Here is a 25420-nt window from a genome sequence, read left to right as displayed (position 1 = left end):
CCAGGCGAGCGGAGTGGGCCGGGACTTTGGAACACAGCCTAGGCTTGGGGCGTGAGCGAGCCATTGGTCGAGCGCATGCAGGGATTCGGCGAGACGATCTTCGCTGAGATGTCGGCTCTCGCCGTCCGGACCGGCGCCATCAACCTGGGCCAGGGCTTCCCGGACGAGGACGGCCCGGCCGGGGTCCTGGACGCGGCGGTGAACGCCATCCGGACGGGTGCGAACCAGTACCCGCCCGGCCCCGGCCTGCCCGTGCTCCGGGAGGCCGTGGCGGCGCAGCGGCTGGAGCGCTACGGGCTGGAGTTCGATCCGGCGACCGAGGTGTTCGTGACCGTGGGCGCGACCGAGGGGATCGCCGCGTCCGTGCTGTCGCTGGCGGGGCCGGGCGACGAGGTCGTCGTGTTCGAGCCGTACTACGACTCCTACGCGGCCGTGATCGCGCTCGCCGGGGCCGTGCGCAGGCCGGTCACGCTGCGCCCGGTGGAGGGGCGCTTCACCTTCGACCCGGACGAGCTGCGCGCCGCCGTCGGCCCGCGCACCCGCGCGATCCTGGTGAACTCGCCGCACAACCCGGCCGGCACCGTGTTCACGCGGGACGAGCTGGAGGCCATCGCGGACGTCTGCCGGGAGCGCGACCTGGTGGCGATCACCGACGAGGTGTACGAGTACCTGACGTTCGACGAGACCGAGCACGTCCCGCTGGCGACGCTCGACGGCATGCGCGAGCGGACGGTCTCGGTGTCGTCCGCGGGCAAGTCGTTCTCCGTCACGGGGTGGAAGACCGGCTGGGTGACGGCGCCCGCCCCCCACATCCGGGCCGTCCAGACCGTGAAGCAGTTCCTCACCTACGCGGTCAGCGCCCCCTACCAGCACGCCGCCGCGTACGCGCTGCGCAACGAGATCCCTTGGGTGGAGGAGCTGCGCAAGTCGCTCCAGGCCAAGCGGGACCGGCTCATCACCGGTCTGGAGGCGGCCGGGTTCGCGGCCTACCGCCCGCAGGGCACCTACTTCGTGCAGGCCGACATCCGGCCGCTCGGCTTCACCGACGGCAGGGAGCTGGCCCGCGCGCTGCCGGAGAAGGCGGGCGTCGTCGCGATCCCGAGCCAGGTGTTCTACGACCACGCCGAGGCGGGCGCCCACTTCGTCCGGTTCGCGTTCTGCAAAAAGGACGAGGTCATCGACGAGGCAGTGAGCCGCCTCGCGCGCCTGCGCTGAGGGGCCCGCGCGGCGCGGAGCATTGCCGGAACCTGCCGAAGAAACGCCGTTCCTTGGGCGGAATTCGCCCGTGAGGGGCGGCGGCCGCCCGGGTTAGCGTCCGTCCCGTGACCTGGGTCCCTGCAGAAGGACGCGACCGCGGGCGCGGCGGGACGCTCGGCGGCGAGCGGATCCTGATCGCCCTCGGCGGCAACGCCATGACCGCACCGGACGGCAGCGCCACCCCGGACGCGCAGGCGGCCGCGATCGAGGCGGCGATGGCGCGCGTGGCGGACCTGGCCGCGGCGGGCGCGCGGGTCGCGCTCACGCACGGCAACGGCCCGCAGGTCGGCAACCTGCTGATCAAGAACCAGCTGGCGGCGGGCGTGGTGCCGCCCGTCCCGCTGGACTGGTGCGGCGCGCAGACCCAGGCCACCGTCGGCGTGATGATCATGAACGCGCTGGAGCGGGCGCTGGCCGCGCGGGGCTTCGCCCGCCCGGTGTCCACGGTGGTGACGCGGACGCTCGTGGACGCCGCCGACCCCGGGTTCGCGGCCCCCGCCAAGCCGGTCGGCCGCTACTTCCCGGAGGCCGAGGCCCGCCGCTCGATGGCGCTCGGCGAGGTGTGGAGGCGGTTCGGGGACCGGGGCTGGCGGCGCGTCGTCGCCTCGCCCGAGCCGCTGGAGATCCTGGACGCCGACGCAGCGGCGCTGCTGCTGGACGCCGGGCACGTCGTGGTCGCCGCGGGCGGCGGGGGAGTGCCCGTGGCCCGGGCGGACGGGGCGCTGCGCGGCGTCGAGGCCGTCGTCGACAAGGACCTGGCCGCGCAGCTGCTGGCGCGCCGCCTGGAGGCGACCACCCTCGTGATCGCCACGGACGTGGAGCACGCGATGACCGGGTTCGGGACGCCGCGGGCCCGCCCGCTGCACCGCACGACGGTCGCGGAGCTGGCCGCGCTGGCCGCCGCCGGGCACTTCGCCGGCGGCAGCATGGGCCCGAAGGTCGAGGCGGTGCGGCGGTTCGTCGCGGGCGGCGGCCGGCGCGCCGCGATCGCCTCGCTGGCCCGGCTCGGCGACGCCGCGCACGGCAGGGCCGGGACGGTCGTCGAGGGCTGACCCCGGGTAGAGACCGATCACCAGAGCAGCTGAGGAGCGATGACGGTGCCCGATCCGATCGAAGTCCGCAAGATCCCCATCGAGAGCGTGACCGACGCGTCCGGGCTGGCCCGGCTGATCGACGACGGCGTCCTGGAGGCCGACCGGGTCCTCGCCGTCGTCGGCAAGACCGAGGGCAACGGCGGCGTGAACGACTACACGCGGCTGCTCGCCGACCGGGCGTTCCGCGAGGTGCTCCTCGCCAGGGGCACCCGGACGGCGGAGGAGGTGGCGCGGGTCCCGCTGGTGTGGTCGGGAGGCACGGACGGGGTGCTCAGCCCGCACGCGACCGTCTTCGCGACCGCCGACCCCGCCCGCGTCCCCGCCTCCGGCGAGCCGAGGCTGTCGGTCGGCGTCGCGATGAGCGAGGTCATCCTGCCCGAGGACATCGGCCGTCCCGCGATGGTGGAGACCGTCGCCGCCGGCGTCCGCGAGGCCATGAAGACCGCCGGGATCGACGATCCCGCCGACGTCCACTACGTGCAGACCAAGACGCCGCTGCTCACCCTCGACACGATCAACGACGCGAAGGCGCGCGGCCGCGACGTCGTCACCGAGGACACCCTCAAGTCGATGGACATCTCCAACTCCACGACCGCGCTCGGCATCGCCGTCGCGCTCGGCGAGATCGAGGCGCCGTCCGCCGAGCAGATCCACAAGGACCTGTCGCTGTACTCGTCGGTGGCGTCGTGCTCGTCCGGAGTGGAGCTGGACCGGGCGCAGATCGTGGTCGTCGGCAACGTGCGCGGCATCGGCGGCCGCTACCGGGCCGGGCACGGGGTGATGAAGGACGCGCTCGACGCCGACGGGATCTGGGACGCCGTCCGGTCGGCGGGCCTGGACCTGCCCGAACGGCCCCGCACGTCCGACCTCGGCGACCGGCTCGTCAACGTGTTCATCAAGTGCGAGGCCGACCCGGGCGGCTCGGTCCGGGGCCGCCGCAACATCATGCTGGACGACTCCGACGTGCACTGGCACCGGCAGATCAAGGCGTGCGTCGGCGGCGTCGCCGCCTCCGTCACCGGCGACCCGGCGGTGTTCGTGTCGGTCGCGGCGGTGCACCAGGGGCCGTCGGGCGGCGGCACCGTCGCGGCCATCGCCGACCTCGGCTGAAAGCACCTCAGGTGCGGAGAGTATCCGTGGAGTAGCCCCTTGTGGTCGCCGGAGGCTATAGCCTTCCTGGCGTGTCCGGACTGACCATTCCCGAACCACAGTTCCCCGGGGACGACGGAAGCGCCGACCCCCGGTTGTGCGAGGCGCTCGCCGGGTACGCGTCCGGCCGCGTCGGCGTGCACACGGTGCTGCGGCGGCTGCAGGGCGCGCGGCTCCTCGTGCCGATCGTCGCCGTCCTCACCGAGGAGGAGCCCGCGGCCCCCGGCGAGCTGCGGCGGGAGAAGTCGAGCGACATGGCGCTGCCCACCCTGGTCGGCGACGACGGGCGCCGCGGCGTGCTCGGCTTCACCTGCACCGAGACGATGAAGGCCTGGCGCGCCGACGCCCGCCCGGTCGCGGTGCGGGCCGGCGACGCCTGCCGCGCCGCCCTCGACGAGGGCGCGGACGCCCTGGTCGTGGACGTGGCGGGCCCGGTCCCGTTCGCCGTGGACGGGCTGCGCCTGCACCTGCTCGCCGACGGCCGCCCGATCCCGCCGCCCCACGAGGACCCCGACATCCTCGCCGCGGTCGAGGCCGCGTTCGGCTCGGACCCCTCGGTCAGCGGGGTCCGCGTCGTCGAGGGCACCTCCGCCGAGATCGCCGTCCGGTTCGCCGTCGTCGCCGGGCACGACGAGCGCGGCACCGTCCAGCGGGTCTCCGACCGCCTCGCCGAACTGCTGCGCGGCCGTATCGTCGGCGGCGTCGAACTGAACGTGCTGCGCAGGTAGCCCGCCTGCGGGCGGCCGGGGGCGCGGTAATTCGCTGGCCCCCGCCGCGGCCGCTCTGCGACGCTGGCGCCATGGTGGACGTCGACGCATTCCTCGCTGACGGGTACGTCCGGGTGGAGCAGGCGTTCCCCCGGGAACTGGCCGCCGAGTGCCGCGACATCCTGTGGCGCGACACCGGCTGCGATCCCGCCGACCCCGCGACGTGGACGCGCCCGGTCGTGCGGCTCGGCGAGCACGCCGAAGAGCCGTTCCGGGCCGCGGTGAACACCGGCGCCCTGCACGCCGCGTTCGACGCCGTCGCCGGGAAGGGCGCCTGGCTGCCGCGCGTCGGCCTCGGCACGTTCCCGGTGCGGTTCCCCAGCGATCAGCCGCCCGGTGACGACGGCTGGCACATCGACGCGAGCTTCCCCGGCGACGACCCGGCCGACTTCCTGTCCTACCGGGTGAACGTCGCGTCGAAGGGCCGCGCGCTGCTGATGCTGTTCCTGTTCTCCGACGTGGGGGAGGACGACGGGCCCACCCGCATCCGCGTCGGCTCCCACCGGGACGTCCCGCCGATCCTGGAGCCCGCGGGCGAGGCGGGCCTGACGTTCATGGACCTGGCGGGTAAGGCCGTCCCCGCCAGCGAGCACCGCCCGCTCGCCTACGCGACGGGGCAGGCAGGCGACGTGTACCTGTGCCACCCGTTCCTGGTGCACGCCGCGCAGGCGCACCGGGGCACCACCCCCCGCTTCATGGCGCAGCCGCCCCTGCTTCCGGCGGGGCCGCTGCCCCCGTCGTCCCCGGTGCGGGTCGCGATCGAGAAGGCCCTCGGCCGGCCCTGACGTCAGGCCGAGGGCGACCAGGTCGTGGGGAGGCCGTGGGACGGGCCCTCACCGAGGACCACCGGCTCCCCGCCCGGCCACAGCCGCAGCGTCACGACGTGCTGGACGTCGAGCCGCGAGGCGTCGCGCCCCTCGAACGACAGATGCGCCACGGGCGCGTCGGGGGTGGCCGCCGCGCCCGCCCGCTCGATGCTGCGGTCGACGCGTGCCGCCTCCTCCTGCGACAGGTAGGCGCGCATCGTCGAGTGCCACACGACCGTCACGACGCCCTGTTCGGGGGCCAGCCCGTCCAGGAAGTCCGCCGCGCCCGCCTTCACGACCGTCGCGGGGACCCGCGCGGCGACCTCGAACGCCGCCCGCAGCCGCGCCACCCGCGCCGCCTGGTCGGGCCACACGTACGACAGGAGCCGCCGCCGCCCGGCGGGCGAGGACGCGTCCACCGGGTTCGGGTCGCATCCGCGCCGCTCGGCGACGCCGAGCGGCGCGCCCACCGGGGGAAGGCCCCGCCAGGCGTCCGGCAGGACGACCGGCGACTCCGGCCCGTACGCGCCGCTCTCGTGCAGGAACCGGAAGTGGTCGGCGCGCAGGTTCAGGCCGGCGCTGGCCCCGATCTCCAGCAGCCTGACCGGCAGGGACCGGGCCGGATCGCGCGCGGGACGGCAGGCGTCCGCGATCGTCAGGAGCCCGCCGACGAGCGGCGCCGCCCGCCCGACCTCGTTGGTCTGCGGCGGGTCGAGGAGGCCGTCGCGGATCTCGGCCGCGTGCCCGGCCAGCACGTCCCGGAACGCGGGCCAGGCCTCCAGAGGGTCGCTCGTCCCGCCGGCGGTCGGGTAGTGCGCGGCCAGTTCCGGCACCCGTCCCTCGAGGACGAGCCGGTGCACCGTCCCCAGCATGCCCAGGATGCGGCCGGTCTCCGTGCGCTCCCCGAGCACCCCCGTCACGACCCCGCCCGGATCGTCCGCCGCCCGCGCGAGCAGTTCGGCGTACATCGGCGACCCGAGCTGGGCGGACGCGCGCGCCTGGCCCAGCAGTGCCCGCCTCGTGTCGGCCGTTCCCGGACCCGCTCTCCTCATCGCCACCTCCACGACGAGACTCTCAGATGCTGGACGCCCGTCACGCGCGGGGGCGCGGAGTCAATAGGATTCGTCCCATGCTGCGCTGGTTGACCGCGGGGGAGTCCCATGGCCCGGCCCTGACCGCGATCGTGGAGGGGCTGCCGGCCGGTGTGCGCGTGACCTCGGAGGACATCGCCGAGGAGCTGCGCCGCCGGAGGCTCGGCCATGGGCGGGGCGCCCGGATGAAGTTCGAGCAGGACAAGGTCACGATCATCGGCGGCGTCCGGCACGGGGTGACGCTCGGCGGGCCGGTCGCGATCGAGGTCGGCAACACCGAGTGGCCCAAGTGGGAGACGGTCATGTCGGCCGACCCCGTGGCCGCCGACGTCCTCGCCGCCCAGGCCAGGAACGCCCCGCTGTCGCAGCCGAGGCCCGGCCACGCCGACCTCGTCGGCATGCAGAAGTACGGCTTCGACGACGCCCGGCCCGTCCTGGAGCGGGCGAGCGCCCGCGAGACGGCCGCGCGGGTCGCGCTCGGCACCGTCGCCAAGGCGTTCCTCAAGCAGGCGCTCGGCGTGGACGTCCTCAGCCACGTGATCGCGCTGGGCGAGGTTGAGGCCCCCGAGGGCGTCCTGCCGGAGCCCGGCGACCTGGCGCGGGTCGACGAGAGCCCGGTGCGCTGCTTCGACGGCGAGGCGTCGGCGCGGATGGTCGCGCACATCGACGAGACGAAGAAGGCCGGCGACACCCTCGGCGGCGTCGTGGAGGTCCTCGCCTACGGGCTCCCGCCCGGCCTCGGCAGCCACGTCCACTGGGACCGGCGGCTGGACTCCCGGCTCGCCGGCATCCTCATGGGCATCCAGGCGATCAAGGGCGTGGAGCTCGGAGACGGGTTCACCACCGCGCGGCGGCCCGGCTCGCGGGCGCACGACGAGATCGACGCGACCCCCGGCGGGATCCGCCGCCGCACCAACCGGGCCGGCGGCGTCGAGGGCGGCATGACCACCGGCGAGGTGCTGCGGGTGCGCGCCGCGATGAAGCCGATCTCGACCGTCCCGCGGCGGCTCGACACGATCGACGTCACGACCGGCGAGCCCGCCAAGGCGATCAACCAGCGCAGCGACGTGACCGCCGTCCCGGCCGCCGGGGTGGTCGCCGAGGCGATGGTCGCGCTCGTGCTCGCGGACGCGGCGCTGGAGAAGTTCGGCGGCGACTCCGCCGAGGAGACCGCCCGCAACCTGCGCGGATACCTGTCCTCTCTGACGATCAAGTGAGCGGTGCCATGCGACCGAAGGCCGTCATCATCGGGCCGCCCGGCTCGGGCAAGTCCACGATCGGCGCCGCGCTCGCCGAGCGTCTCGGCGTCTCGCTGCGCGACACCGACGCCGACGTCGAGCGGGCCGCGGGCAAGCCGATCGGCGAGATCTTCATCGACGACGGCGAGGAGCGCTTCCGCGAGCTGGAGCGCGCCGCCGTCGCCGAGGCGCTGACCGGCCACGAGGGCGTCGTCTCGCTCGGCGGCGGAGCCGTCCTCGCGCCGGAGACGCAGGACCTGCTCGCCGGGCACACCGTCGTCTACCTGCGGGTCGGCCTGTCGGAGGCGATCAAGCGGGTCGGCCTGGCGTCGGCGCGGCCGCTGCTCGTGCTGAACCCGCGCAGCCAGATGCGCAAGCTCCTGGAGGAGCGGCTCCCGATCTACGAGCGGCTCGGCAGCGTGCACGTCGACACCGACAACCGCGAGCCCGCCGACATCGTCGAAGAGGTCGTGAAGGCCCTGGAGGGGGACGCGTGACGGAGGCGCGGGTGCACGTCGGCGGCGCCGACCCCTACGACGTCGTCATCGGGACGGGCGTCCTCGGCGAGCTGCCCGCCATGATCGGGGAGCGGGCGCGGACCGTCGCGGTCGTCCACGCCGAGGGGCTGCCGCAGATCGCCCGCCCCGTGTGCGGGGCGCTCGAACAGGCCGGGTACGCGGTGCACGCGCTGCCCGTCCCGGACGGCGAGGCCGCCAAGGAGGTCGGCGTCCTCGCCGGGCTGTGGTCGTCGTTCGCCCGCCTCGGCATGACCCGGACCGACGTCGTCGTCGGCGTCGGCGGCGGCGCCACCACCGACCTCGCCGGGTTCGCGGCCGCCTCGTGGCTGCGCGGCGTGCGGGCGGTGCTCGTCCCGACGACGCTGCTCGGCATGGTGGACGCGGCGGTCGGCGGCAAGACCGGCATCAACGTCCCCGAGGGCAAGAACCTCGTCGGCGCGTTCCAGCCGCCCGCCGGCGTCGTGTGCGACCTCGCCACGCTGGTGACGATGCCGCGGGAGGACTACATCAGCGGCCTCGCCGAGATCATCAAGGCCGGGTTCATCGCCGACCCGGAGATCCTCGCCCTGGTCGAGGACGACCCCAAGGGCGCCGCGCACCCCGACGGCCCGCACACCCGCGAACTCGTCGAGCGGGCCGTGCGGGTCAAGGCCGGCGTCGTGTCGGCCGACCTGAAGGAGAGCGGCCTCCGCGAGATCCTGAACTACGGCCACACCCTCGCGCACGCCATCGAGAAGAACGAGGACTACCGGTTCCGCCACGGCCACGCCGTCGCGATCGGCATGGTGTACGCCGCCGAGCTGTCCCGCCTCGCGGGGCGGCTGCCCGCCGACGTCGTGCGGCGGCACCGGGACGTCCTGGAGTCCGTGGGCCTGCCGGTCTCCTACGCCGCCGACTGGCCCGGCCTGCGCGCCACCATGACCATCGACAAGAAGTCGCGGGGCGCCACGCTCCGGTTCGTCGTCCTCGACGGCATCGCCGAGCCGGGCCGCCTCGAGGGCCCGGACGAGGACCTGCTCGCCGCCGCCTACCGGGAGATCACCCGATGACCCGCGTCCTGGTCCTGAACGGCCCCAACCTGCGCCGCCTCGGCGTCCGCGAGCCCGACACCTACGGGACGGCCGGCTTCGACGACCTGGTCGCCGTCTGCCGCGACGCCGGCCGCCGCCTCGAACTGCAGGTCGAGGTGCGGCAGACCGACGACGAGGCCGAGATGATGCGCTGGCTGCACGAGGCCGCCGACGAGCGCGTCCCCGTCGTGCTGAACCCGGCGGCGTTCACGCACTACTCCTACGCGCTGCGGGACGCGGCCGCCCAGCGCACCGCCCCGCTCATCGAGGTCCACATCACGAACCCGGCTGCGCGCGAGGAGTTCCGCCACACCTCCGTCGTCGCCGGCGTCGCCACCGGCACCATCGCCGGCTTCGGCACCATGTCCTACGTCCTCGCCCTCCAGGCCGTGGCCGAACTGGTCGCCGAGAGCTCCTAGTCCTCCTGCGCGCCTAGCCCTCTTTCGCGGCGCTGCGTGCCATGTCCTTGAGTTCGGCGACGACGTCGTCCAGCGGCGCGACGTCGCGGTGGGCGCGGCACAGGATCGTGGCGCCCTCGACGGCCGCGACGATGAGGCGGGCCAGGCGGGACGCGCGGTCGTCGGGGACCCCGGCGTTGCCGAGGCCGGTGGCCAGGGTGTCCTGCCAGCGCCCGAACGCGGCCGCGGCGGCCGCGGCGAGCTGCGGGGCCTCGTCGTGGGACTCGACGGTGACGGCGACGACGGGGCAGCCGGCGCGGAACTCGCTCTTGATCAGGACCTGCCGCCACCAGCCCGTGAAGGCGTCCACGGCGGACGCGGCGTCGCCGCCCTCGGTGGCGGCGAGGATGCCGGCGTTGAGGAACTCTCCGGCGTAGCGGACGGCCTCCTCGGCGAGCTGCGCCTTGCCGCCGGGGAAGTGGTGGTAGATCGACCCGCGCGGGGCGCCGCTGTGCGCGATGACGTCGCGGAACCCGGTGCCGCTGTAGCCGCGCTCGCGGAAGAGGTAGGCGGCGCTGCGCACCATGCGTTCCCTGCTGTCCGTCCCCATGGGGACGATTATGACATTCATCATACGGTCTTCGCGTTGACCATGACGACCGTCATGGCGAATTTTGGCTATGTCGGACGTCATAGCTACTACCCGCGAGTAGGGTCGGCTCAGGCAGGCGATGCAGGCACGGGCTCCGGGACCGGGGCCGGCCGGGAGAAGGAGACGTTCGTGATCGACCTCCAGCGCGACGGAGACGTGTACGTCCTGCGTTTCGACGCGGGCGAGAACCGGTTCGGCCCCGGCTTCCTCGACGCGGTCGAGGGCGCCCTCGACTCGGTGGCCGAGAACGACGGCCCGGGCGCGCTCGTCACCATCGGCACCGGCAAGTTCTATTCCAACGGCCTCGACCTGGAATGGCTCGGCGCCAACCAGGACCGGTTCGAGGAGTACCTGCGGCGCGTGCACGCCCTGTACGCGCGCGTCCTGTCGCTGCCGATGCCGACGGTCGCGGCGCTGAACGGCCACGCCTTCGCGGGCGGCGGGATGCTCGCCCTCGCCCACGACTTCGCCGTCATGCGCACCGACCGCGGCTACTTCTGCCTGCCCGAGGTCGATCTCGGGATGAGCTTCACCCCCGGGATGAACGCGCTGATCACGGCGCGGCTGCCGAAGGCCACCGCGCACGAGGCGATGCTCACCGGACGCCGCTACGCCGCGGAGCAGGCGCGCGAGGCCGGGATCGTGCAGCGCGTCGCGCCCGAGGAGGAGGTGCTTCCCGCCGCCGTGGAGTGGGCGGCGTCGCTGGCGAGCAAGAACGGGGCGGTCGTGGCGACGATCCGCACCGCGATGTACCGGCAGGCGCTGGACGCGCTGAACGGTCCCGCACTGCCGTGACCCCTCCTCCCGGGCGGCTGCCGGGAGTAGGTTACGTTCGACTGGAATCGGATTCGGTTTAGGAAGGGGCGCGGGACACCATGCGCATCGGTATGGCGCTCAGCTACTCGGGCGGTTTCAAGGAGACCGTCGAGGAGCTCGCCGACTACGAGAAGGCCGGCCTCGACATCGTCTACGTCGCGGAGGCCTACAGCTTCGACGCGGTGAGCCAGATGGGCTACATCGCCGCCAGGACCGAGCGGGTCGAGATCGCCTCCGGCATCCTCAACATCTACTCGCGCACCCCGACCGCGATCGCCCAGACCGCCGCGGGGCTGGACTACGTCTCCGACGGGCGGTTCACGCTCGGCATCGGCGCGTCCGGCCCGCAGGTCATCGAGGGCTTCCACGGGGTCCCCTACACCGCGCCCCTCGGCCGCACCCGGGAGATCATCGAGATCTGCCGCAAGGTGTGGCGCCGCGAGCGGGTGCAGCACGACGGAAGGTACTACCACCTGCCGCTGCCGGAGGGGCAGGGCACCGGCCTCGGCAAGGCGCTCAAGCTCATCAACCACCCGGTGCGCGCCGACATCCCGATCATGGTCGCCGCGATCGGCCCGAAGAACGTCGAGCTGACCGCCGAGATCGCCAACGGCTGGGAGCCCATCTTCTACGTGCCGGAGAAGGCCGCGGACGTGTGGGGCGCCTCCCTCGCGGCCGGGAAGGCCAAGCGCGACCCCGCGCTGGGCGAGCTCGACGTGGTCGGGCAGTCCCCGCTCGCCATCGGCGAGGACGTGAAGGGCTTCCTGGAGTTCGGCCGTCCGATGGCCGCCCTCTACATCGGCGGCATGGGCGCCAAGGGCAAGAACTTCTACAACGACCTCGCCCGGCGCTACGGCTACGAGAAGGAGGCCGAGGAGATCCAGGACCTGTACCTGGACGGCAAGAAGGACGAGGCCGCCGCGAAGGTCCCGCAGGAGCTGCTGGAGAAGATGTCCCTCATCGGCCCGGAGGGGCACGTCCGCGAGCGGCTCGCCGCGATGAGGGACTCCGGCGTCACGACGCTCAACGTGTCCCCGATCGCGGGCGACCACAAGGGCCGCCTCGCGCTGATCGAGAAGGTCAAGGAGATGGCGGCCGGGCTCTGACCGGCCGCCTCCGCCGCCACCGGCGGAGGCGGAGCCGGAGCCCCTTCCCGGGCCCGAACGGCGGGACGCCCAGCTCGAACAGCACGCGGAGCAGGACACCGCCGCCGAACAGGGCGGCCCCCCATGCCAGGGAGCCGCCCGGATCGCCCACCGAGCCTGCGGGACGCGGGTCGAGGCGGCCGCGCGGGTCGTACACGACCTGGACGCGTTCGCCCCGGCCCGCGACCCTGGACCCGGTCGTCATCGTCCGCACCCGCGGCTCGGCGCAGGCGAGGTCGTGGTCGTAGAAGACGTCCGTGGTCCTGTTCCCGTCGCCGTCGGTGCTGGTGACCTCGCGCCGGTCGACCTTCTGGACCGTGCACGCCGTGGTCCGGCCGCGCTCGTGAATCGCCTGGTCCGACACCGCGCCCGCGACCATGGACGCCCCGATGGTCAGCAGGAAGAAGGCGCCGAAGAAGACCAGGACGTTCTCGTAGCGCAGCTGGGTGAAGACCAGCAGGGCGTATCCGGCCATCATCATCACGAAGAGCAGCGCCGAGCCCGCCCAGTTGCCCGCCAGCGCCGACGGCCCGTAGGCGTCCAGGGCGGCCCGCGCGACGATCAGCGCCGCCCCGGTCAGCGGCGCGCCGACCGCCAGCAGCGCCGCCGGGGCCCATTCCGGCCGATTTCCGTACCCCGCCATCGGAACCCGTCCCGTCGTCCATCCGTGTCCCTGGATGAGACGCGCGGATCCGCCGACCGGATCGGCATCCGATCCTTACCTCTCGCGGCCGGCGGAACCGTGCGGGGCGACGACCCGGGAGGGGCGGGCTCAGAGCGCCGCGTCGACCTCCTTGGCGACGCGCTCGCCGGAGCGGACGGCGCCGTCCATGTAGCCCGTCCAGTAGCCGGACGTCTCGGTGCCCGCCCAGTGGACCGGGCCGCACGGCTCCCGCAGGGCCGGGCCGAACGCGGTGAGCGCCCCGGGCGGGGCGACGCCGACGGGGCCGCCGCCGCTCCACGTCTCGTTGTCCCAGCGCTGGAACGCGGTCAGCTTCGGGTTCGCGGCCTTGTCGCCGAACAGCTTGGTGAACGAGGCGAGCCCCGCCGCCCGGACGTCCGCGGCCGGCGCGCCGTCCAGCCTCCTGATGTTGGCCTGGTTCATGAAGCCCATCAGGATGCCCCGCGACCCGTCCGGCGGGCTGTTGTCGAACGTCGCGTCGATCGCGCCGCTGTCGGCCACGGCCTGCCCGGTCAGCCCGTCCGCCCGCCAGAACGGCGTGTCGTAGACGGCGACGAACTTGGAGACCGAGCCCATCGGGTAGCGCTGCATGAGCTGCGCCCGGCTCGCGGGCAGCGCCGGCGAGAAGTCGATCCTCCCGGCGATCGCCGGGGACATCGCCACCACGACCCGCCGGGCCGACACCGTGATCCCGTCGGCGGTCACCGTCGCGCCGCCCGCCTCCGTGGCGATCGACCGGACCGGCGCGTTGTAGCGGACGATGTCGCCGAGCCGCGCCGCCAGCCGGATCGGCACCTCCTGCGACCCGCCGACGAACCGCGACTCCTGCGCGCCGCCCCTGGTGTTGATCAGCCGGTCGATCGTTCCCGGGCTGGTCTCGTTGCCCGCCGAGGCCGCGTAGTTCAGCAGGTACAGCAGCGACACCTCCTGCGAGCGCATCGACAGCGTGGAGGAGGCGAACGCGTCCATCAGGAACCGCGCGCCGCTGCTCAGCGAGTTGGACCGCGACCAGGTGTGGAAGGTCTGCGCGTCCCACTCCTCGGCCTTGGCCGCCTTCCACGGTTCGCCGACCGGCACCTCCTTGACCATGCCGCCGAGCTTCAGCAGGGCCAGCTCCAGGTCGACCACGCCCCAGTCCGGCGGGACCGCGCCGAGCAGCCCGTCGGTCGCGTAGAGCGACCGCTTGCCGTCCCGGTAGTAGACGTTCTTGCCCTCGTTGTAGGTCGCGTAGGTGTCGACGCCCATGTCCTCTGCGAGCGCGGCGATGCGGTCCTGCGTCGGGCCGACGAACTCGGCGCCGCCCTCGTTGGTGGTGCCGTCGCCGAGCGGCATCCCGTAGACGCGGCCGCCGGGACGGTCCCGCGCCTCCAGCACGATCACGGACCGGCCCGCCGCGACGAGGTCGCGGGCGGCGGTGAGCCCGGAGAGCCCGGCGCCGACGATCACCACGTCCGCGGTCAGGGGCGCCGTGCGGGCGGAGGCGGAGGGGGCCGCGGCGGCGGAGACGACGGCTCCCGCGGCGGTGAGCGCGCCTGTGCCCAGCAGTCTTCTTCGGCTGACTCGGGTCAAGGGGAATCACTCCTGGGGAAGTCCATGGGGGAGGGACATTCGGGGGACGGAGCACACGCCCGGTCACGCTAGGCCAGCCCTCGACGAGAAGTCGAGGGTTCTTCATGTTCGTGACCGCGTTGAGACGGCCGTCCCGCGATGACCTAGAGTCCTGGCCATGGGGGAGACTCACTACGCGCGGCGCCGCCGGCTCGCCGCGCTCGTCGCCGACCGGGGCGCCGCCGCGCTGCTGGTGACCCGCCTGGTCAACGTCCGCTACCTGACCGGCCTGGACAGCTCGCGGGCCGCGCTGCTCGTCCCGGCCGACGGGCCCGCCGTCCTCGCCACCGACGGCCGCTACGCCGGCATGGCCGCGCAGGTCTGCCCGGAACTGCCCGTCGTGGTCGACCGGCAGGTGGCGGAGGCGCTGGTGAGGCAGGCGGCCGCGGACGGCCACGGCCGCGTCGGCTTCGAGGCCCACGACCTGACCGTCGAGCACCACACGGCGCTCCTCGGCATCGAACCTCCCGGCGGCGCCGCCGTGGAACTCGTCCCGCTCGGCCACCTCGTCGAAGAGCTGCGCATGGTGAAGGACGAGGAGGAGATCGGCCTGCTGCGGGAGGCGTGCGCCGTCACCGACCGCGCGTTCGAGGCCGTCCTGCCCGAGATCCGCGCCGGGGTCACCGAGCGCGCCGTCGCGATCGCCCTCGAACGCGCCATGGTGGACCACGGCGCCGAAGGCCCCGCGTTCGACTCGATCATCGCCTCCGGCCCCAACGGCGCCGTCCCGCACCACCACCCGGGCGGCCGCGAACTCCAGCGCGGCGATCTCGTCACCATGGACTTCGGCGCCCTCCACGGCGGTTACCACGCCGACATGACCCGCACCGTCGCGATCGGCGAGCCCGCGGCCTGGCAGCGGGACCTCTACGACCTCGTCCACCGCGCCCAGGCGGCCGCGCTGGCCGCCGCCCTGCCCGGCGCCGACACCAAGGACGTGGACGCCGCCGCCCGCGAGATCATCGGAGAGGCCGGGCACGCCGAGGCGTTCACCCACGGCCTCGGGCACGGCGTCGGCCTGGAGATCCACGAAGCGCCGCTCATGGGGTACGACAAGACCGGTAAGCTGATGGATCGGGTTCCGATCACCGCGGAGCCGGGGGTCTACCTCACGGGCCGGGGCGGGGTCCGCATCGAGGACACGCTGGTGGTCCGCGCGGGCGGGCCGGAGCTCCTCACCACATCGACCAAGGACCTGCTCGTCCTGTAGGACGCGCGGGCCCGCGACCGGGAGAACAACGCAGTGGCGACGACGAACGACCTGAAGAACGGCATGACGCTGAACATCGACGGCCAGTTGTGGACCGTCCAGGAGTTCCAGCACGTCAAGCCAGGCAAGGGCGGCGCGTTCGTCCGCACCAAGCTCAAGAACGTGCTGTCGGGCAAGGTCGTCGACAAGACCTTCAACGCCGGCACCAAGGTCGAGGTGGCCAGCGTCGACAAGCGCGAGATGCAGTACCTCTACCGCGAGGGCGAGGACTTCGTCTTCATGGACACCGAGACCTACGACCAGCCGCACATCCCCGCGTCCGTCGTCGGCGACGCCGCGAACTACCTGCTCCCCGAGCAGAACGCCGTGATCGCCTTCAACAACGAGAACCCGCTGTACGTCGAGCTGCCCGCCGCCGTCGTGCTGGAGATCACCGAGACCGAGCCCGGCCTGCAGGGCGACCGCTCCACCGGCGGCAGCAAGCCCGCCACCCTGGAGACCGGCGCGCAGATCCAGGTCCCGCTGTTCATCACCACCGGCGAGAAGGTCAAGGTCGACACCCGCTCCGGCGAGTACCTCGGCCGCGCCTGAGATGGCCGCGCGCACCAAGGCCAGAAAACTCGCCCTGGACATCCTGTTCGCCGCCGAACTCCGGGAGGAGCAGCCGACGGCGGTGCTCGCCGCCCGCGGCCGCCCCAACCAGGACGAGCTCGCCGAGTACCCGCACGCCGTCCGGCTGATCGAAGGCGTCCAGGAGAACCGGGAACGCATCGACGAACTGCTCGCCACCTACGCCACCGGCTGGACCCTCGAACGCATGCCCGTCGTCGACCGCAACATCCTGCGGATGGGGACGTTCGAACTCCTGTGGGTCGACGACGTCCCCGACGGCGTCGCGGTGAGCGAAGCGGTAGGCCTCGCCACCGAACTGTCCACCGACGAGTCCCCCCGCTTCGTCAACGGCCTCCTCTCCCGCCTCCAACAACTCAAGCCTTCGCTCAGTCTCTAGGCTTCTCTCTCCTCCTTCGGGCCTGGCGGCCCTCCATCGTCGAGAAAAGCGGGCGATCGCTGCTGTGCCTATTGCAGTGCCCTCCTCCTTCGGGCCTTGGGGGCCCTCCATCGTCGGGTACTGCGTGCGATCGCTGGCATCGCTTCGGCTCGCCTGGCGGCTCGCTGCGCGATCAGGTTCTTGCTTCGCTCGAACCTGCCTTCGGACGCGATCGCGGGTCCTGAGGTTGTTGCGGGGTTGGGCAGGGGGCTGGTGTTGGTGTGCTGTGTTTTTCGCAGTGCACTCCTTCTTGGGGCTGGCGGTCCTCTGACGGCGGCACTGCAATAAGCTCTCCTTGATGACGAACGTAAAGGGAGCGGCCGTGACGGGGCGGCAGCAGAAGCGTGTGCGGGGTGGCAGCCGGGTGCGCAGTGCCGTCCTGTGGGACGCTCTGCGCGCGGTCCTCGAACGCATCACTCCCGAGGCCGGCCTGAGCGATGTCGTGGACGTCGGCGGCGGGACCGGGGGATTCGCCGTCCCGCTCGCCGAGCTCGGGCACCGGGTCACCGTGGTCGACGCCAATCCGGACGCGCTGGCCGCGCTGGAGCGGCGGGCGGCCGAGTCGGGGGTGCGGGTGCGCGCCGTCCAGGGCGACGCCGTCGACCTGCCCGACCTGCTCGGCCCCGACGCCGCCGACCTCGTGCTGTGCCACAGCGTCCTGGAGTACGTCGACGGCCCGGCCGCGGCGATGGCGGCGCTCACCGGTGCCGTCCGCCCGGGCGGCTCGGTCAGCGTGCTGGCGGCCGGGCAGATCGCGGCCGCGCTGCACCGCGCGGTGTCCGGGCACTTCGACGACGCGCGGCGGGTGCTGACGGACCCGTCCGGACGGTGGGGCGAGGGCGACCGGATGCCCCGCCGGTTCACCCGCGAGTCGCTGTCGGAGCTGGTGCTCGGCGCCGGACTGCGGGTCGCCGAACTGCACGGCGTCCGGATCTTCGCCGATCTGGTGCCGAGCGGCCTGCTGGACGGCGACGCCGACTCCGCCGACGCGCTGATCGCGCTGGAGTCCGTCGCGGCCGTCCATCCCGTCCTGCGGGACCTCGCCACCCAGCTGCACCTGGTGGCGGACAAACCGGCCGGCTAGCACCGTGAGCCGCAAGCAGCAGCTGCATCGGCCGGGGCCCCAGCCGGGTCCGCCGGCCGACGACACCGGCTGCGCCATCCTGCACGTCGACATGGACGCCTTCTTCGTCAGCGTCGAGCTGCTGGAGCGACCCGAGCTGCGCGGGCGCCCCGTCGTCGTGGGCGGGGCCGGGCCGCGCGGCGTCGTCTCCGCGGCCTCCTACGAGGCACGGAAGTTCGGCGTCCACTCGGCGATGCCGATGACGCGGGCGCGGCGGCTGTGCCCGCAGGCCGTGGCGCTGCCCGTGAGCCACGGCAAGTACGGCCGCGTGTCCGCCGCCGTCTTCGAGATCTTCCGCTCCGTCACGCCGCTGGTGGAAGGCCTGTCGCTGGACGAGGCCTTCCTGGACGTGGCGGGCGCGCGGCGGCGGCTGGGCCGTCCCGCGGCGATCGCGCAGCTCATCCGCGACCAGGTGCGCGACCAGCAGGGCATCACCTGCTCGGTCGGCGTCGCGAACACCAAGTTCGTCGCGAAGCTGGCCTCGACCCGGTGCAAGCCCGACGGGCTGCTCGTGGTGCCCGCCGACGGCGTCGTCGACTTCCTGCACCCGCTGCCCGTCGCGGCCCTGTGGGGCGTCGGTGAGCGGACGGAGCAGAACCTCACCCGCCTCGGCCTGCGCACCGTCGGGCAACTCGCCCAGGTGCCCCTCTCCACGCTGCAGCGCGAACTCGGCAACGCGCTCGGCGGGCACCTGCACGAGCTGGCGTGGGGGCGCGACCCGCGGGAGGTCGTCCCGCACACGCCCGACAAGAGCATCGGCGCCGAGGAGACCTTCGACACCGACGTCGACGACCCCGAGGTCATCCGGCGTGAGCTGCTGCGGCTCGCGGAGAGGGTCGGCGCGCGGCTGCGCGAGAGCGGGAACGCCGGCCGGACGGTCAGCGTCAAACTGCGGATGGCCGACTTCAAGACGATCACGCGGGCGCGCACGCTGGCCGAGCCGACCGACCTGGCTCGTGTGATCTATGTCACAGCCCGCGAGCTGTACGAGGCGTCGGGCCTGGAACGGGTACGACTCCGACTGGTCGGGGTGCGGGTGGAGAACCTGGGCCCCGCCGGCGAGGCCCCCCGTCAGCTCGCCTTCGACGAGCCGGACAGCGGCTGGCGTGAGGCCGAGCGAGCCATGGATCAGGTCGCGCACCGGTTCGGGCGCGGCGCGGTGCGCCCCGCCGCGCTGGTTCGGCGTGCGGCGGAGGGTGACGCACGGGACGGCAGGGACGGAAGACAATGAAAGAAGGCTGTGAGGTGACCGGCGCCGGGCCCTCGGCGGGCCGTTCGCTTTCGTACGCTCGAGAGTCCTCGTATTCTGGGCATATCACCGTTGACGTTCGCGTCCCGCATCGGATACTCCGTCGCGGAGCTGTCGCTGGGAGGTGCCGTGCCGCTCTCTGAGCACGAGCAGCGCATGCTCGAACAGATCGAATCGGCGTTGTACGCCGAGGATCCCAAGTTCGCTCACGCGGTTCGCTCGACCAACCCCCAGGTCCATTACAAGCGCCGGATCGTCAAGGCGGCCCTCGGCTTCGTGGTGGGCGTGTGCGCCCTGATGGCCGGTCTCGTGATCAACAAGGGCACGGTCACGATCGCCATCAGCGTGACGGGATTCCTGCTGATGGTCGTGTGCTGCGTGTGGGCGCTGACGAGTTGGAAGCGGATGGCGGGCATCGGCAACGAGCCCGCGCGCGGAGGCGGCCGGCAGGCGCGTCCCGCCAAGGCCGGCTTCATGGAGCGCATGGAGGAACGCTGGCGACGCCGCACCGAGGGTGACTGACGCCGTCGTCGTGACGAGACGACTCGTCCCGGCCGTATGCGGGATCTGACCGCGAGGCCGGGACGAACGTGTGTCCGGGGGCGGGTGTGGCGCCTACCTGCGGCGGAGGCGCGACGGTAGGTCGTTCACGCGGGCGGTGACGTCGAGGGCGCGGTTGGTGGCGGTCCGGAGCGCGGTGCGGGTCTGCGCCATCGTCGAAGGCGGCAGCAGACGGGCGCGCCACCGGGTCCGGCGCCCCACGGACGCGGCGAACGCCTCCCGGACGGTCCGCACGTCGGCGCGCAGCTGCTCGGCGGGTTCCGCGGGGCGGGTCCGCGAGTAGCGCGCCAGTTCCTCGGCGCGAGCGATCCGGTTGAGGGCCTGCAGGCTCGGCGCGTCCAACTCCAGCAGCTCGCCGAGCCGGCGGGCGGTGGCGCGCGGGGAGTCGCTGGCCCGCCATTCCAGGCCGTAGTCGAGCGTGTCCTCGCGCATCTCCTGCCAGGCGGCGTGCGCCACCCCGGCCGGATCCGGCCCCCGCGTCCCGAGCGCGGGCCCCGAAGTCCCGGCCGGGTCGGGTTCCCGCCCTCGCCGCGCGGGTTTCACCTTCCAGGCCTGATCGGGGGCGGGCGTCCGCCGTGCGGGCATCGTCGTCCCGGTGGGCGACGGCGCAAGGGCCGCCCAGCGGCGCCACCGGGTGAGGATCCGCAGCGTCATCGGCACGGCCGTCAGCAGCAGCACCAGCAGGACTCCGGCGAGCCACCCCGCCGTGGAGAACCCGCTGCCGTCGTCCTCCTGGGCGCCGGTCGCGTCGCCCGCGCCCTCGTCGTTGCGGTGCCGGGGGCCGGCGGGCGCGGCGGTCGAGCCCGCGTCCGGGGACGAGGGGTCCGGCGCCCGCGTGGCCTCGTCCTCCGGCCCGCCGCCGGTGCTGACCTCGGGCTGGCTGTAGGCGGGGGCGAGGGCGGTGCCCTGCCCGGCGGCGCCGCTCGGCGTGGGTTCGAAGCGCACCCATCCCGAGCCCTCGAAGTACAGTTCGGGCCACGCGTGCGCGTCGCGCGACCGCACCACCCACTCGCCGGGCTTCTCCTCGCTGCCCGGCGTGTAGCCCATCGCGACCCGCGACGGGATGCCGAGGATCCGCGCCATCAGCGCCATCGCGGCGGCGAACTGCTCGCAGTAGCCGCGCTTGCTGTGCAGCAGGAAGTCGACGAGGTCGCTGCCGTGCTGGGGCGCGGGCGCGGTCAGGTCGTAGCTGAACCCGCCGGACATGGTGAACCAGCGCTGCAGCCGCACGGCCTGGGTGAACGCGGTCGCCGACCCGGCGGTGACGTCCGCGGCGAGCTTCCGGACCTGCGGCGGGACGTTCTTGGGCACCGCCGTGTAGTGGGCGACGACCTCGGGCGGGTAGGGCCCGGCGCCCGCGAGCTGGCCCGGGGTCGGCTGCGGGAGCAGGCTCTTGACGGTGTAGGAGCGACCGCCCGCCGAGTCGCGCAGCGAGTAGATCATCAGCGACGGGCCGTGCACCCGCCAGTCGCCCTTGATCGACACTTTGGCCGGGGCGTACGGCACCGGCAGGAACGTCATGTTCCTGACCTCCGGCCGCACCCGCACCTCGGTCGTCACCTCGCGCGAGGGCGCGACCGTCAGCCCCGGCGGGGCGGGCAGGGCGCGGTCGCCGCTCAGCCGGTCCTTGGCGCTGCTCTTCAGCGGGCTGTAGGTCCACCGGTCCCCGTCGAACCGGTCGAGGGCGTAGAGGCGCAGGTAGCCGGGGCTCTCGGGGGCGTCGCTGCGGTAGGTCAGGACGGTCGAGTCGTCCAGCCGGGTCAGCTCCCGCTTCAGGCTGACCAGCGGGTCGGGCGTCGTCACGGTCTGCGTGCCCCGGCCGGAGCCGCCGCCGACGCCGAACACGCCGCGCGGGTGCAGGCCCGGCACCGCCGCCGGCAGCAGCACCGCGACGGCGACCGTGCCGGCCGCGATCCGGCGGCCGCTGGCCGCCAGGGCCGAGGAGTCGGGCCGGTCGGCGGGGTCCCCGGGCGGCGGCTGTGATCCCGCCAGCGGCACCTCCCGGGGTCGGCGGCGCGTCGTCACCGTCCGGCCCCAGCCGCCGACCTGCTCGCGGGAGTCGGCCATGAGCAGGGCGAGGAAGGCGAACGCGCCGACGCCGAAGGCGAGCCAGCCGACACCGTCCTCGCGGATCGCCGCGGGCACGCTGTACATGGCCAGCAGCGGCAGCCCGGCGGGCGCGGCGCGGCGCAGCCGCACGGCCAGCAGGTCCACCAGGACGGCGACCAGGCCGATGCCCGCGGCGGCCAGCATCGAGATGCCGGGGACGAGCGGGACGGGCGCCGCGTACCGGTTGGCGGCCCGCCAGCCCTCGTCCGCGAGCTCGCCGAGGCGCCGCAGCGACTCCGGGGACGGGACGACTCCGAGCCACGCCTCGCCGCCGGCGAACGCGAGGTTGAGGTACAGCAGGAGCGCCGCCAGCCCGAACAGCAGGCCGATCGGAGCGGGCATGCGCAGGCGCCGCGCCAGCAGACCGCCGCCGGACACGGCCAGCACCGCGCCGAACCCCGCCCAGAACCAGCCCGCGTTCTCGAACAGCGGGTACAGCCCGAGCGAACCGGCGAGCGTCGCCAGCCCGGCCATCACCGTCATCCGGACCCTCATGCACTGCCCTTACTCACGCGCTGCCCCTGACACGAAATCCTCGCCCGCCTTGCCTGCCCGCGCCCACGCCCCGGCGAGCTCCGCCGCGGATCGGACGGCCAGCACCCGCCAGCCGCCCGCGCGCAGCAGACCCGCGGCCGTCCCGCCGTCCTGCGGTGTGACGTCTTCGGGCCCGCCCCGCAGGAGCACCGCGACGCACGTGCCGGTGCCGCGCCGGGCCGCGGCGACCGCGCGGGCCTCCTCGTCCGACAGCACGCCGAACACCCCGACGACCAGGCCGTCGCCCTCCCGGCCCGCGCCGCGGCCGCGCAGCGCGGCCAGCCCCGCCGACAGCGAGCCGCCCTTGGACCGGCGGGCGACGGCCAGCGCGTCGAGCAGGAGCCCCTCGAAGGCGCCCTCGGAGGGCCCGGACGGCAGCGTCTCCCCGCCGTCGGTGACGTACCGCAGGCCCATCCCCGTCCGGACGAGGTGGACGCCGATCGACGCGGCCGCCGACACGGCCTGCTCGAAGGAGCCGGCCGGCCCGTCGCCCCAGTGCGCGGAGCGGCGGGTGTCGAGGAAGAGGGTGCCGCTGCTCTGGAAGTGCTGCTCCTCGCGCCGCACCATCAGCTCCCCGTGCCGGGCGGTGGACCGCCAGTGCACGCGGCGCAGGTCGTCGCCGTGCCGGTACTCGCGCGGGGCCACGTCGTCCTCGCCCGCCGCGGAGACCGCGCGGGCCACGCTGTCGCCGCCGCCCGTCCACGCGCCCGACAGCCGGCCCGGCGGCAGCGGCACGATCGTCGGCGTCACCGTGAGCGTGTCGGACAGGCTGAACGAGCGGACCAGCTCCACCATCCCGAACGGGTCGGCGAGCCGGACGGTCAGCGGCCCCACCCGGTAGCGCCCGCGCACGTCCGAGCGGATCCGGTAGCCGAGCTCACGGAACGCGTGCGGCTCGATCCGCTCCAGCACGAACCGGGCCCGCCCGCCGAGCGCGTAGGGGACCCGGTCCTCCACCATCAGCAGCCCGCTCGGCAGCCGCGACACGTTCTCCAGCCGCAGGTCGACGCGGGACTCGTGGCCGACCGGCAGCCGCGCCGGCTCCAGCCGCCGCGCGCAGGCCAGCCGGTACCGCGTCCGCGCCACCGCGATCGTGCACAGCAGGGGCAGCGCCAGCACGAGCACGCCGGCGCGGAGCAGGTCGCGCTCCCCGAGCGCCACCGCGCAGACGATCGCGGTCGCCCCGGCGGCCACGAACGACCGCCCGCGCGTGGTGAGGCCGGCCAGCGCCCGTCGCACCCCTCACCTGCCGGGGGAGGGCACCGGCAGGCGCTTCACCAGATCGGCGACCACCTGCTCGGGGAGGCGGCGCTGCACCTGCGCCTCGGCGGTCGGCAGCAGCCGGTGCGCGAGGACGGGGACGGCGAGGTCCTGGACGTCGTCGGGGACGACGTAGTCGCGGTCGTCGAGCGCGGCGTAGGCCCGCGCGGCCCGCACCAGGTGCAGGGTCGCCCGGGGGGACGCGCCGAGCCGCAGATCCGGATGCCTGCGGGTGGCGGAGACGAGGTCGATGGCGTACTGCCGCACCGCCGGCGCGACGTGCTGGGCCCGCACCACCTCGATGAGGTCGCGGACGTCGGCGGCGTGGGCGACGGGGGTGAGCCGGTCGAGCGGGGACGTCTCGCCGTGCGTCTCGAGCATCTCCAGTTCGGCGGCGGGGTCGGGGTAGCCCATCGAGATGCGGGCGGTGAACCGGTCGCGCTGCGCCTCGGGCAGCGGATAGGTCCCCTCCATCTCCACCGGGTTCTGCGTGGAGATGACCATGAAGGGCGGCTCCAGGGCGTAGGTGGTGCCGTCGACGGTGACCTGGCGCTCCTCCATGCACTCCAGCAGCGCGGACTGCGTCTTCGGGGACGCCCGGTTGATCTCGTCGCCGACCACGATGTTGGCGAACACCGGGCCCGGCTTGAACTCGAACTCGCGCCGCTCCTGGTTGTAGGCGCTGACCCCGGTGATGTCGCTCGGCAGCAGGTCGGGCGTGAACTGGACGCGCCGCACCGAGCAGTCGACCGAGCGCGCGAGCGCCTTGGCGAGCATCGTCTTGCCGACGCCGGGCACGTCCTCGATGAGCAGGTGCCCCTCCGCGAGCAGCACCGTCAGCGCGAGCCGCACCGCCGAGGGCTTGCCCTCGATCACCGACTCCACGGCGTCGCGGATCTTGTTCGCGACGTGGGCGAGCCCGTCGAGCCCGCCGCCCGCGCCGCCACGGCCCGCGTCACGGCCCCCGGCGTCGCCCCCGGCGTCACGGCCGCCGCGCCGGGCCGGGTGGGATGCCGGGGGGTCGGTCTCCATGAACGACTCGCCGTGCGTGCCTACTGCCACCAAACCCTCCTCAGCCGTTCCAAACGACAGTACGTCGTTGGAACGCCCCCTGCGATGTTCATGTGGAACGCGAGCCAATTGTGCTCCACAGGGACGACGACAAACGACGCGCGCAACGCACCACTTCACTCCACCCCGTCCCTCAGGACCGTGCCGTGCCCTCGCGCGGGGGCGTTGCGGACCGGCTCGTGCCGGTGCGGCGCGCTGAGGGGCGCCGCTGGGCCCCACTCCACACCACCCCCGTTGACCTGCGATTTCGTCGCAGAAAACGGCGCGTGGACGGTGTTTTTCTTGTTGACGGTGGGGAAGAGTGGAGTAGAGTGGGGCGCCGTGGGGGGCGGTAGCGCCCCATGCGGCGCGGGAGGTGGGGCCCGGTGTTTCTCGGCACCCACTCGCCGCGCCTCGACGACAAGGGACGACTGTTCCTGCCGGCGAAGTACCGCGAGGAGCTGTCGGGGGGATTGGTGATCACGAAGGGCCAGGAACGCTGCCTGTACGTCTTCCCTATGGCGGAGTTCCAGCGGATTACCGAGGCTCTGCGTGCCGCGCCGGTCACCGAGAAGACGGTCCGGAGCTACAGCCGGGTCTTCTTCGCCAGCGCCTCCGACGAGGTGCCCGACAAGCAGGGCCGCGTCACGATTCCCCCGCCGCTGCGCAAGTACGCGGGTCTCACCCGCGACTGCACGGTCATCGGGGCCAACACGCGTCTGGAGATCTGGGACACCCAGGCCTGGGAGACCTACCTGGAGCAGGAGGAGCAGACCTTCTCCGACGTCTCGGAGGAGGTGTTGCCAGGGATTCTCTGAGATACGACTCGTCGGTCCGTTGACCGGCACTGGCCCACGTTCGGCCAGGTCTCCAGCCGCTCTCCAGTCAGCTGGCGCAGCTTCCCCGGTGCCAGACGGCGACCCCCCGCGGGCAACGCGGTGATCTTCCTCCAGGGCAGCGGATGGGGACCTGGCCGGGCGAGGCC

General features: G+C 73.7%; 25 protein-coding genes. 18 read left to right on the top strand and 7 right to left on the bottom strand.

The features are described from left to right. The first annotated feature begins 51 nt into the window (after positions 1-51). The 5 genes from BJY14_RS06685 (at position 52) to BJY14_RS06665 (ending at position 5052) form a co-directional block, all read left to right on the top strand. On the top strand, positions 52-1215 hold the full coding sequence (locus tag BJY14_RS06685) for a pyridoxal phosphate-dependent aminotransferase (protein WP_179842807.1): 1164 nt from the start codon (positions 52-54) through the stop codon (positions 1213-1215). A gap of 107 nt (positions 1216-1322) precedes the next feature. Then, positions 1323-2309 (top strand): carbamate kinase, encoded by a 987-nt coding sequence (locus tag BJY14_RS06680; protein WP_312879031.1) that lies wholly within the window; start codon positions 1323-1325, stop codon positions 2307-2309. A 39-nt stretch (positions 2310-2348) separates the two neighbouring features. After that, positions 2349-3461 carry a barbiturase gene (gene bar, locus BJY14_RS06675; protein WP_218905167.1) on the top strand — a complete coding sequence of 371 codons (1113 nt, stop codon included), beginning with the start codon at positions 2349-2351 and terminating at the stop codon, positions 3459-3461. A 71-nt stretch (positions 3462-3532) separates the two neighbouring features. Next, on the top strand, positions 3533-4228 hold the full coding sequence (locus BJY14_RS06670) for an SseB family protein (protein ID WP_179842806.1): 696 nt from the start codon (positions 3533-3535) through the stop codon (positions 4226-4228). Between the two features lie 71 nt (positions 4229-4299). Beyond that, complete coding sequence (locus BJY14_RS06665; protein ID WP_179842805.1) at positions 4300-5052, top strand: phytanoyl-CoA dioxygenase family protein; 753 nt, start codon at positions 4300-4302, stop codon at positions 5050-5052. 2 nt (positions 5053-5054) lie between these two features. Here BJY14_RS06665 and BJY14_RS06660 read toward each other — a convergent pair whose 3' ends face one another. After that, positions 5055-6125, bottom strand: coding sequence for a DUF2332 domain-containing protein (locus BJY14_RS06660; RefSeq protein WP_179842804.1), 1071 nt, complete (start codon positions 6123-6125; stop codon positions 5055-5057). Between the two features lie 77 nt (positions 6126-6202). Between BJY14_RS06660 and aroC the strand changes: the two genes are divergently transcribed. Genes aroC through aroQ form a run of 4 tightly spaced genes read left to right on the top strand, consistent with a single transcriptional unit; the run spans position 6203 to position 9409 of the window. Next, positions 6203-7381 (top strand): chorismate synthase, encoded by a 1179-nt coding sequence (gene aroC, locus BJY14_RS06655; protein ID WP_179842803.1) that lies wholly within the window; start codon positions 6203-6205, stop codon positions 7379-7381. Positions 7382-7389: 8 nt separating this feature from the next. Next, complete coding sequence (locus tag BJY14_RS06650; protein WP_179842802.1) at positions 7390-7899, top strand: shikimate kinase; 510 nt, start codon at positions 7390-7392, stop codon at positions 7897-7899. Next, complete coding sequence (gene aroB, locus BJY14_RS06645) at positions 7896-8969, top strand: 3-dehydroquinate synthase (protein ID WP_179842801.1); 1074 nt, start codon at positions 7896-7898, stop codon at positions 8967-8969. The genes BJY14_RS06650 and aroB overlap by 4 nt, the downstream gene beginning before the upstream one ends. Beyond that, the gene (gene aroQ / locus BJY14_RS06640) at positions 8966-9409 is read left to right on the top strand and encodes a type II 3-dehydroquinate dehydratase (RefSeq protein WP_179842800.1); all 444 of its coding nucleotides are present in this window, start codon (positions 8966-8968) and stop codon (positions 9407-9409) included. The genes aroB and aroQ overlap by 4 nt, the downstream gene beginning before the upstream one ends. A gap of 13 nt (positions 9410-9422) precedes the next feature. Here the strand turns inward: aroQ and BJY14_RS06635 are convergent, their stop codons facing one another. Beyond that, complete coding sequence (locus tag BJY14_RS06635) at positions 9423-9998, bottom strand: TetR/AcrR family transcriptional regulator (protein WP_179842799.1); 576 nt, start codon at positions 9996-9998, stop codon at positions 9423-9425. A gap of 171 nt (positions 9999-10169) precedes the next feature. Between BJY14_RS06635 and BJY14_RS06630 the strand changes: the two genes are divergently transcribed. Both BJY14_RS06630 and BJY14_RS06625 read left to right on the top strand, forming a co-directional pair. Then, on the top strand, positions 10170-10835 hold the full coding sequence (locus BJY14_RS06630) for an enoyl-CoA hydratase-related protein (protein WP_179842798.1): 666 nt from the start codon (positions 10170-10172) through the stop codon (positions 10833-10835). An 80-nt stretch (positions 10836-10915) separates the two neighbouring features. Continuing rightward, positions 10916-11962: an LLM class F420-dependent oxidoreductase gene (locus BJY14_RS06625; RefSeq protein ID WP_179842797.1), complete on the top strand. Its 1047-nt coding sequence runs from the start codon at positions 10916-10918 to the stop codon at positions 11960-11962. On the opposite strand, the gene BJY14_RS06620 is transcribed toward BJY14_RS06625, so the two are convergent. After that, positions 11937-12644 (bottom strand): hypothetical protein, encoded by a 708-nt coding sequence (locus BJY14_RS06620; protein WP_179842796.1) that lies wholly within the window; start codon positions 12642-12644, stop codon positions 11937-11939. The two genes, BJY14_RS06625 and BJY14_RS06620, sit on opposite strands and share 26 nt — an antisense overlap. A gap of 129 nt (positions 12645-12773) precedes the next feature. Beyond that, a complete protein-coding gene (locus tag BJY14_RS06615) occupies positions 12774-14252 on the bottom strand; it encodes a flavin monoamine oxidase family protein (protein WP_218905166.1) in 1479 nt (492 codons plus the stop codon). 157 nt (positions 14253-14409) lie between these two features. On the opposite strand from BJY14_RS06615, the gene BJY14_RS06610 reads away from it, so the two are divergent. The 6 genes from BJY14_RS06610 to BJY14_RS06585 all read left to right on the top strand — a co-directional run bounded on the left by BJY14_RS06610 (position 14410) and on the right by BJY14_RS06585 (position 19443). After that, the gene (locus BJY14_RS06610) at positions 14410-15501 is read left to right on the top strand and encodes a M24 family metallopeptidase (protein ID WP_179842795.1); all 1092 of its coding nucleotides are present in this window, start codon (positions 14410-14412) and stop codon (positions 15499-15501) included. Between the two features lie 33 nt (positions 15502-15534). Beyond that, complete coding sequence (gene efp, locus BJY14_RS06605) at positions 15535-16092, top strand: elongation factor P (protein WP_179842794.1); 558 nt, start codon at positions 15535-15537, stop codon at positions 16090-16092. 1 nt (position 16093) lies between these two features. Then, on the top strand, positions 16094-16510 hold the full coding sequence (gene nusB, locus BJY14_RS06600) for a transcription antitermination factor NusB (protein WP_179842793.1): 417 nt from the start codon (positions 16094-16096) through the stop codon (positions 16508-16510). A 337-nt stretch (positions 16511-16847) separates the two neighbouring features. Next, on the top strand, positions 16848-17633 hold the full coding sequence (locus BJY14_RS06595; protein ID WP_179842792.1) for a methyltransferase domain-containing protein: 786 nt from the start codon (positions 16848-16850) through the stop codon (positions 17631-17633). Between the two features lie 4 nt (positions 17634-17637). Further along, a complete protein-coding gene (locus tag BJY14_RS06590; RefSeq protein ID WP_179842791.1) occupies positions 17638-18903 on the top strand; it encodes a DNA polymerase IV in 1266 nt (421 codons plus the stop codon). Between the two features lie 147 nt (positions 18904-19050). Further along, complete coding sequence (locus BJY14_RS06585) at positions 19051-19443, top strand: SCO2097 family morphological protein (protein ID WP_179842790.1); 393 nt, start codon at positions 19051-19053, stop codon at positions 19441-19443. A 93-nt stretch (positions 19444-19536) separates the two neighbouring features. On the opposite strand, the gene BJY14_RS06580 is transcribed toward BJY14_RS06585, so the two are convergent. Genes BJY14_RS06580 through BJY14_RS06570 form a run of 3 tightly spaced genes read right to left on the bottom strand, consistent with a single transcriptional unit; the run spans position 19537 to position 24447 of the window. After that, the gene (locus BJY14_RS06580) at positions 19537-22074 is read right to left on the bottom strand and encodes a transglutaminase TgpA family protein (protein WP_179849212.1); all 2538 of its coding nucleotides are present in this window, start codon (positions 22072-22074) and stop codon (positions 19537-19539) included. Between the two features lie 21 nt (positions 22075-22095). Continuing rightward, a complete protein-coding gene (locus tag BJY14_RS06575; protein ID WP_179842789.1) occupies positions 22096-23364 on the bottom strand; it encodes a DUF58 domain-containing protein in 1269 nt (422 codons plus the stop codon). Between the two features lie 3 nt (positions 23365-23367). Next, on the bottom strand, positions 23368-24447 hold the full coding sequence (locus BJY14_RS06570; RefSeq protein WP_312879030.1) for an AAA family ATPase: 1080 nt from the start codon (positions 24445-24447) through the stop codon (positions 23368-23370). 374 nt (positions 24448-24821) lie between these two features. Here BJY14_RS06570 and mraZ point away from each other — a divergent pair, with 374 nt between their 5' ends. Further along, a complete protein-coding gene (gene mraZ / locus BJY14_RS06565) occupies positions 24822-25253 on the top strand; it encodes a division/cell wall cluster transcriptional repressor MraZ (RefSeq protein ID WP_179842788.1) in 432 nt (143 codons plus the stop codon). Positions 25254-25420: the final 167 nt, after the last annotated feature.

Origin of the sequence: Actinomadura luteofluorescens, from assembly GCF_013409365.1 — a bacterium.
GTDB lineage: Bacteria > Actinomycetota > Actinomycetes > Streptosporangiales > Streptosporangiaceae > Spirillospora > Spirillospora luteofluorescens.
Note: the sequence above shows the minus strand (reverse complement) of the source record. Positions and strands in the feature narration are given on the sequence as shown.

Coding starts and splice junctions, on each gene's coding strand:
- bar (WP_218905167.1), top strand. CDS start 2,349: ATGACGGTGCCCGATCCGATCGAAGTCCGCAAGATCCCCATCGAGAGC.
- BJY14_RS06665 (WP_179842805.1), top strand. CDS start 4,300: ATGGTGGACGTCGACGCATTCCTCGCTGACGGGTACGTCCGGGTGGAG.
- BJY14_RS06660 (WP_179842804.1), bottom strand. CDS start 6,125: ATGAGGAGAGCGGGTCCGGGAACGGCCGACACGAGGCGGGCACTGCTG.
- aroC (WP_179842803.1), top strand. CDS start 6,203: ATGCTGCGCTGGTTGACCGCGGGGGAGTCCCATGGCCCGGCCCTGACC.
- BJY14_RS06650 (WP_179842802.1), top strand. CDS start 7,390: ATGCGACCGAAGGCCGTCATCATCGGGCCGCCCGGCTCGGGCAAGTCC.
- aroQ (WP_179842800.1), top strand. CDS start 8,966: ATGACCCGCGTCCTGGTCCTGAACGGCCCCAACCTGCGCCGCCTCGGC.
- BJY14_RS06635 (WP_179842799.1), bottom strand. CDS start 9,998: ATGGGGACGGACAGCAGGGAACGCATGGTGCGCAGCGCCGCCTACCTC.
- BJY14_RS06625 (WP_179842797.1), top strand. CDS start 10,916: ATGCGCATCGGTATGGCGCTCAGCTACTCGGGCGGTTTCAAGGAGACC.
- BJY14_RS06620 (WP_179842796.1), bottom strand. CDS start 12,644: ATGGCGGGGTACGGAAATCGGCCGGAATGGGCCCCGGCGGCGCTGCTG.
- BJY14_RS06610 (WP_179842795.1), top strand. CDS start 14,410: ATGGGGGAGACTCACTACGCGCGGCGCCGCCGGCTCGCCGCGCTCGTC.
- nusB (WP_179842793.1), top strand. CDS start 16,094: ATGGCCGCGCGCACCAAGGCCAGAAAACTCGCCCTGGACATCCTGTTC.
- BJY14_RS06595 (WP_179842792.1), top strand. CDS start 16,848: ATGACGAACGTAAAGGGAGCGGCCGTGACGGGGCGGCAGCAGAAGCGT.
- BJY14_RS06580 (WP_179849212.1), bottom strand. CDS start 22,074: ATGACGGTGATGGCCGGGCTGGCGACGCTCGCCGGTTCGCTCGGGCTG.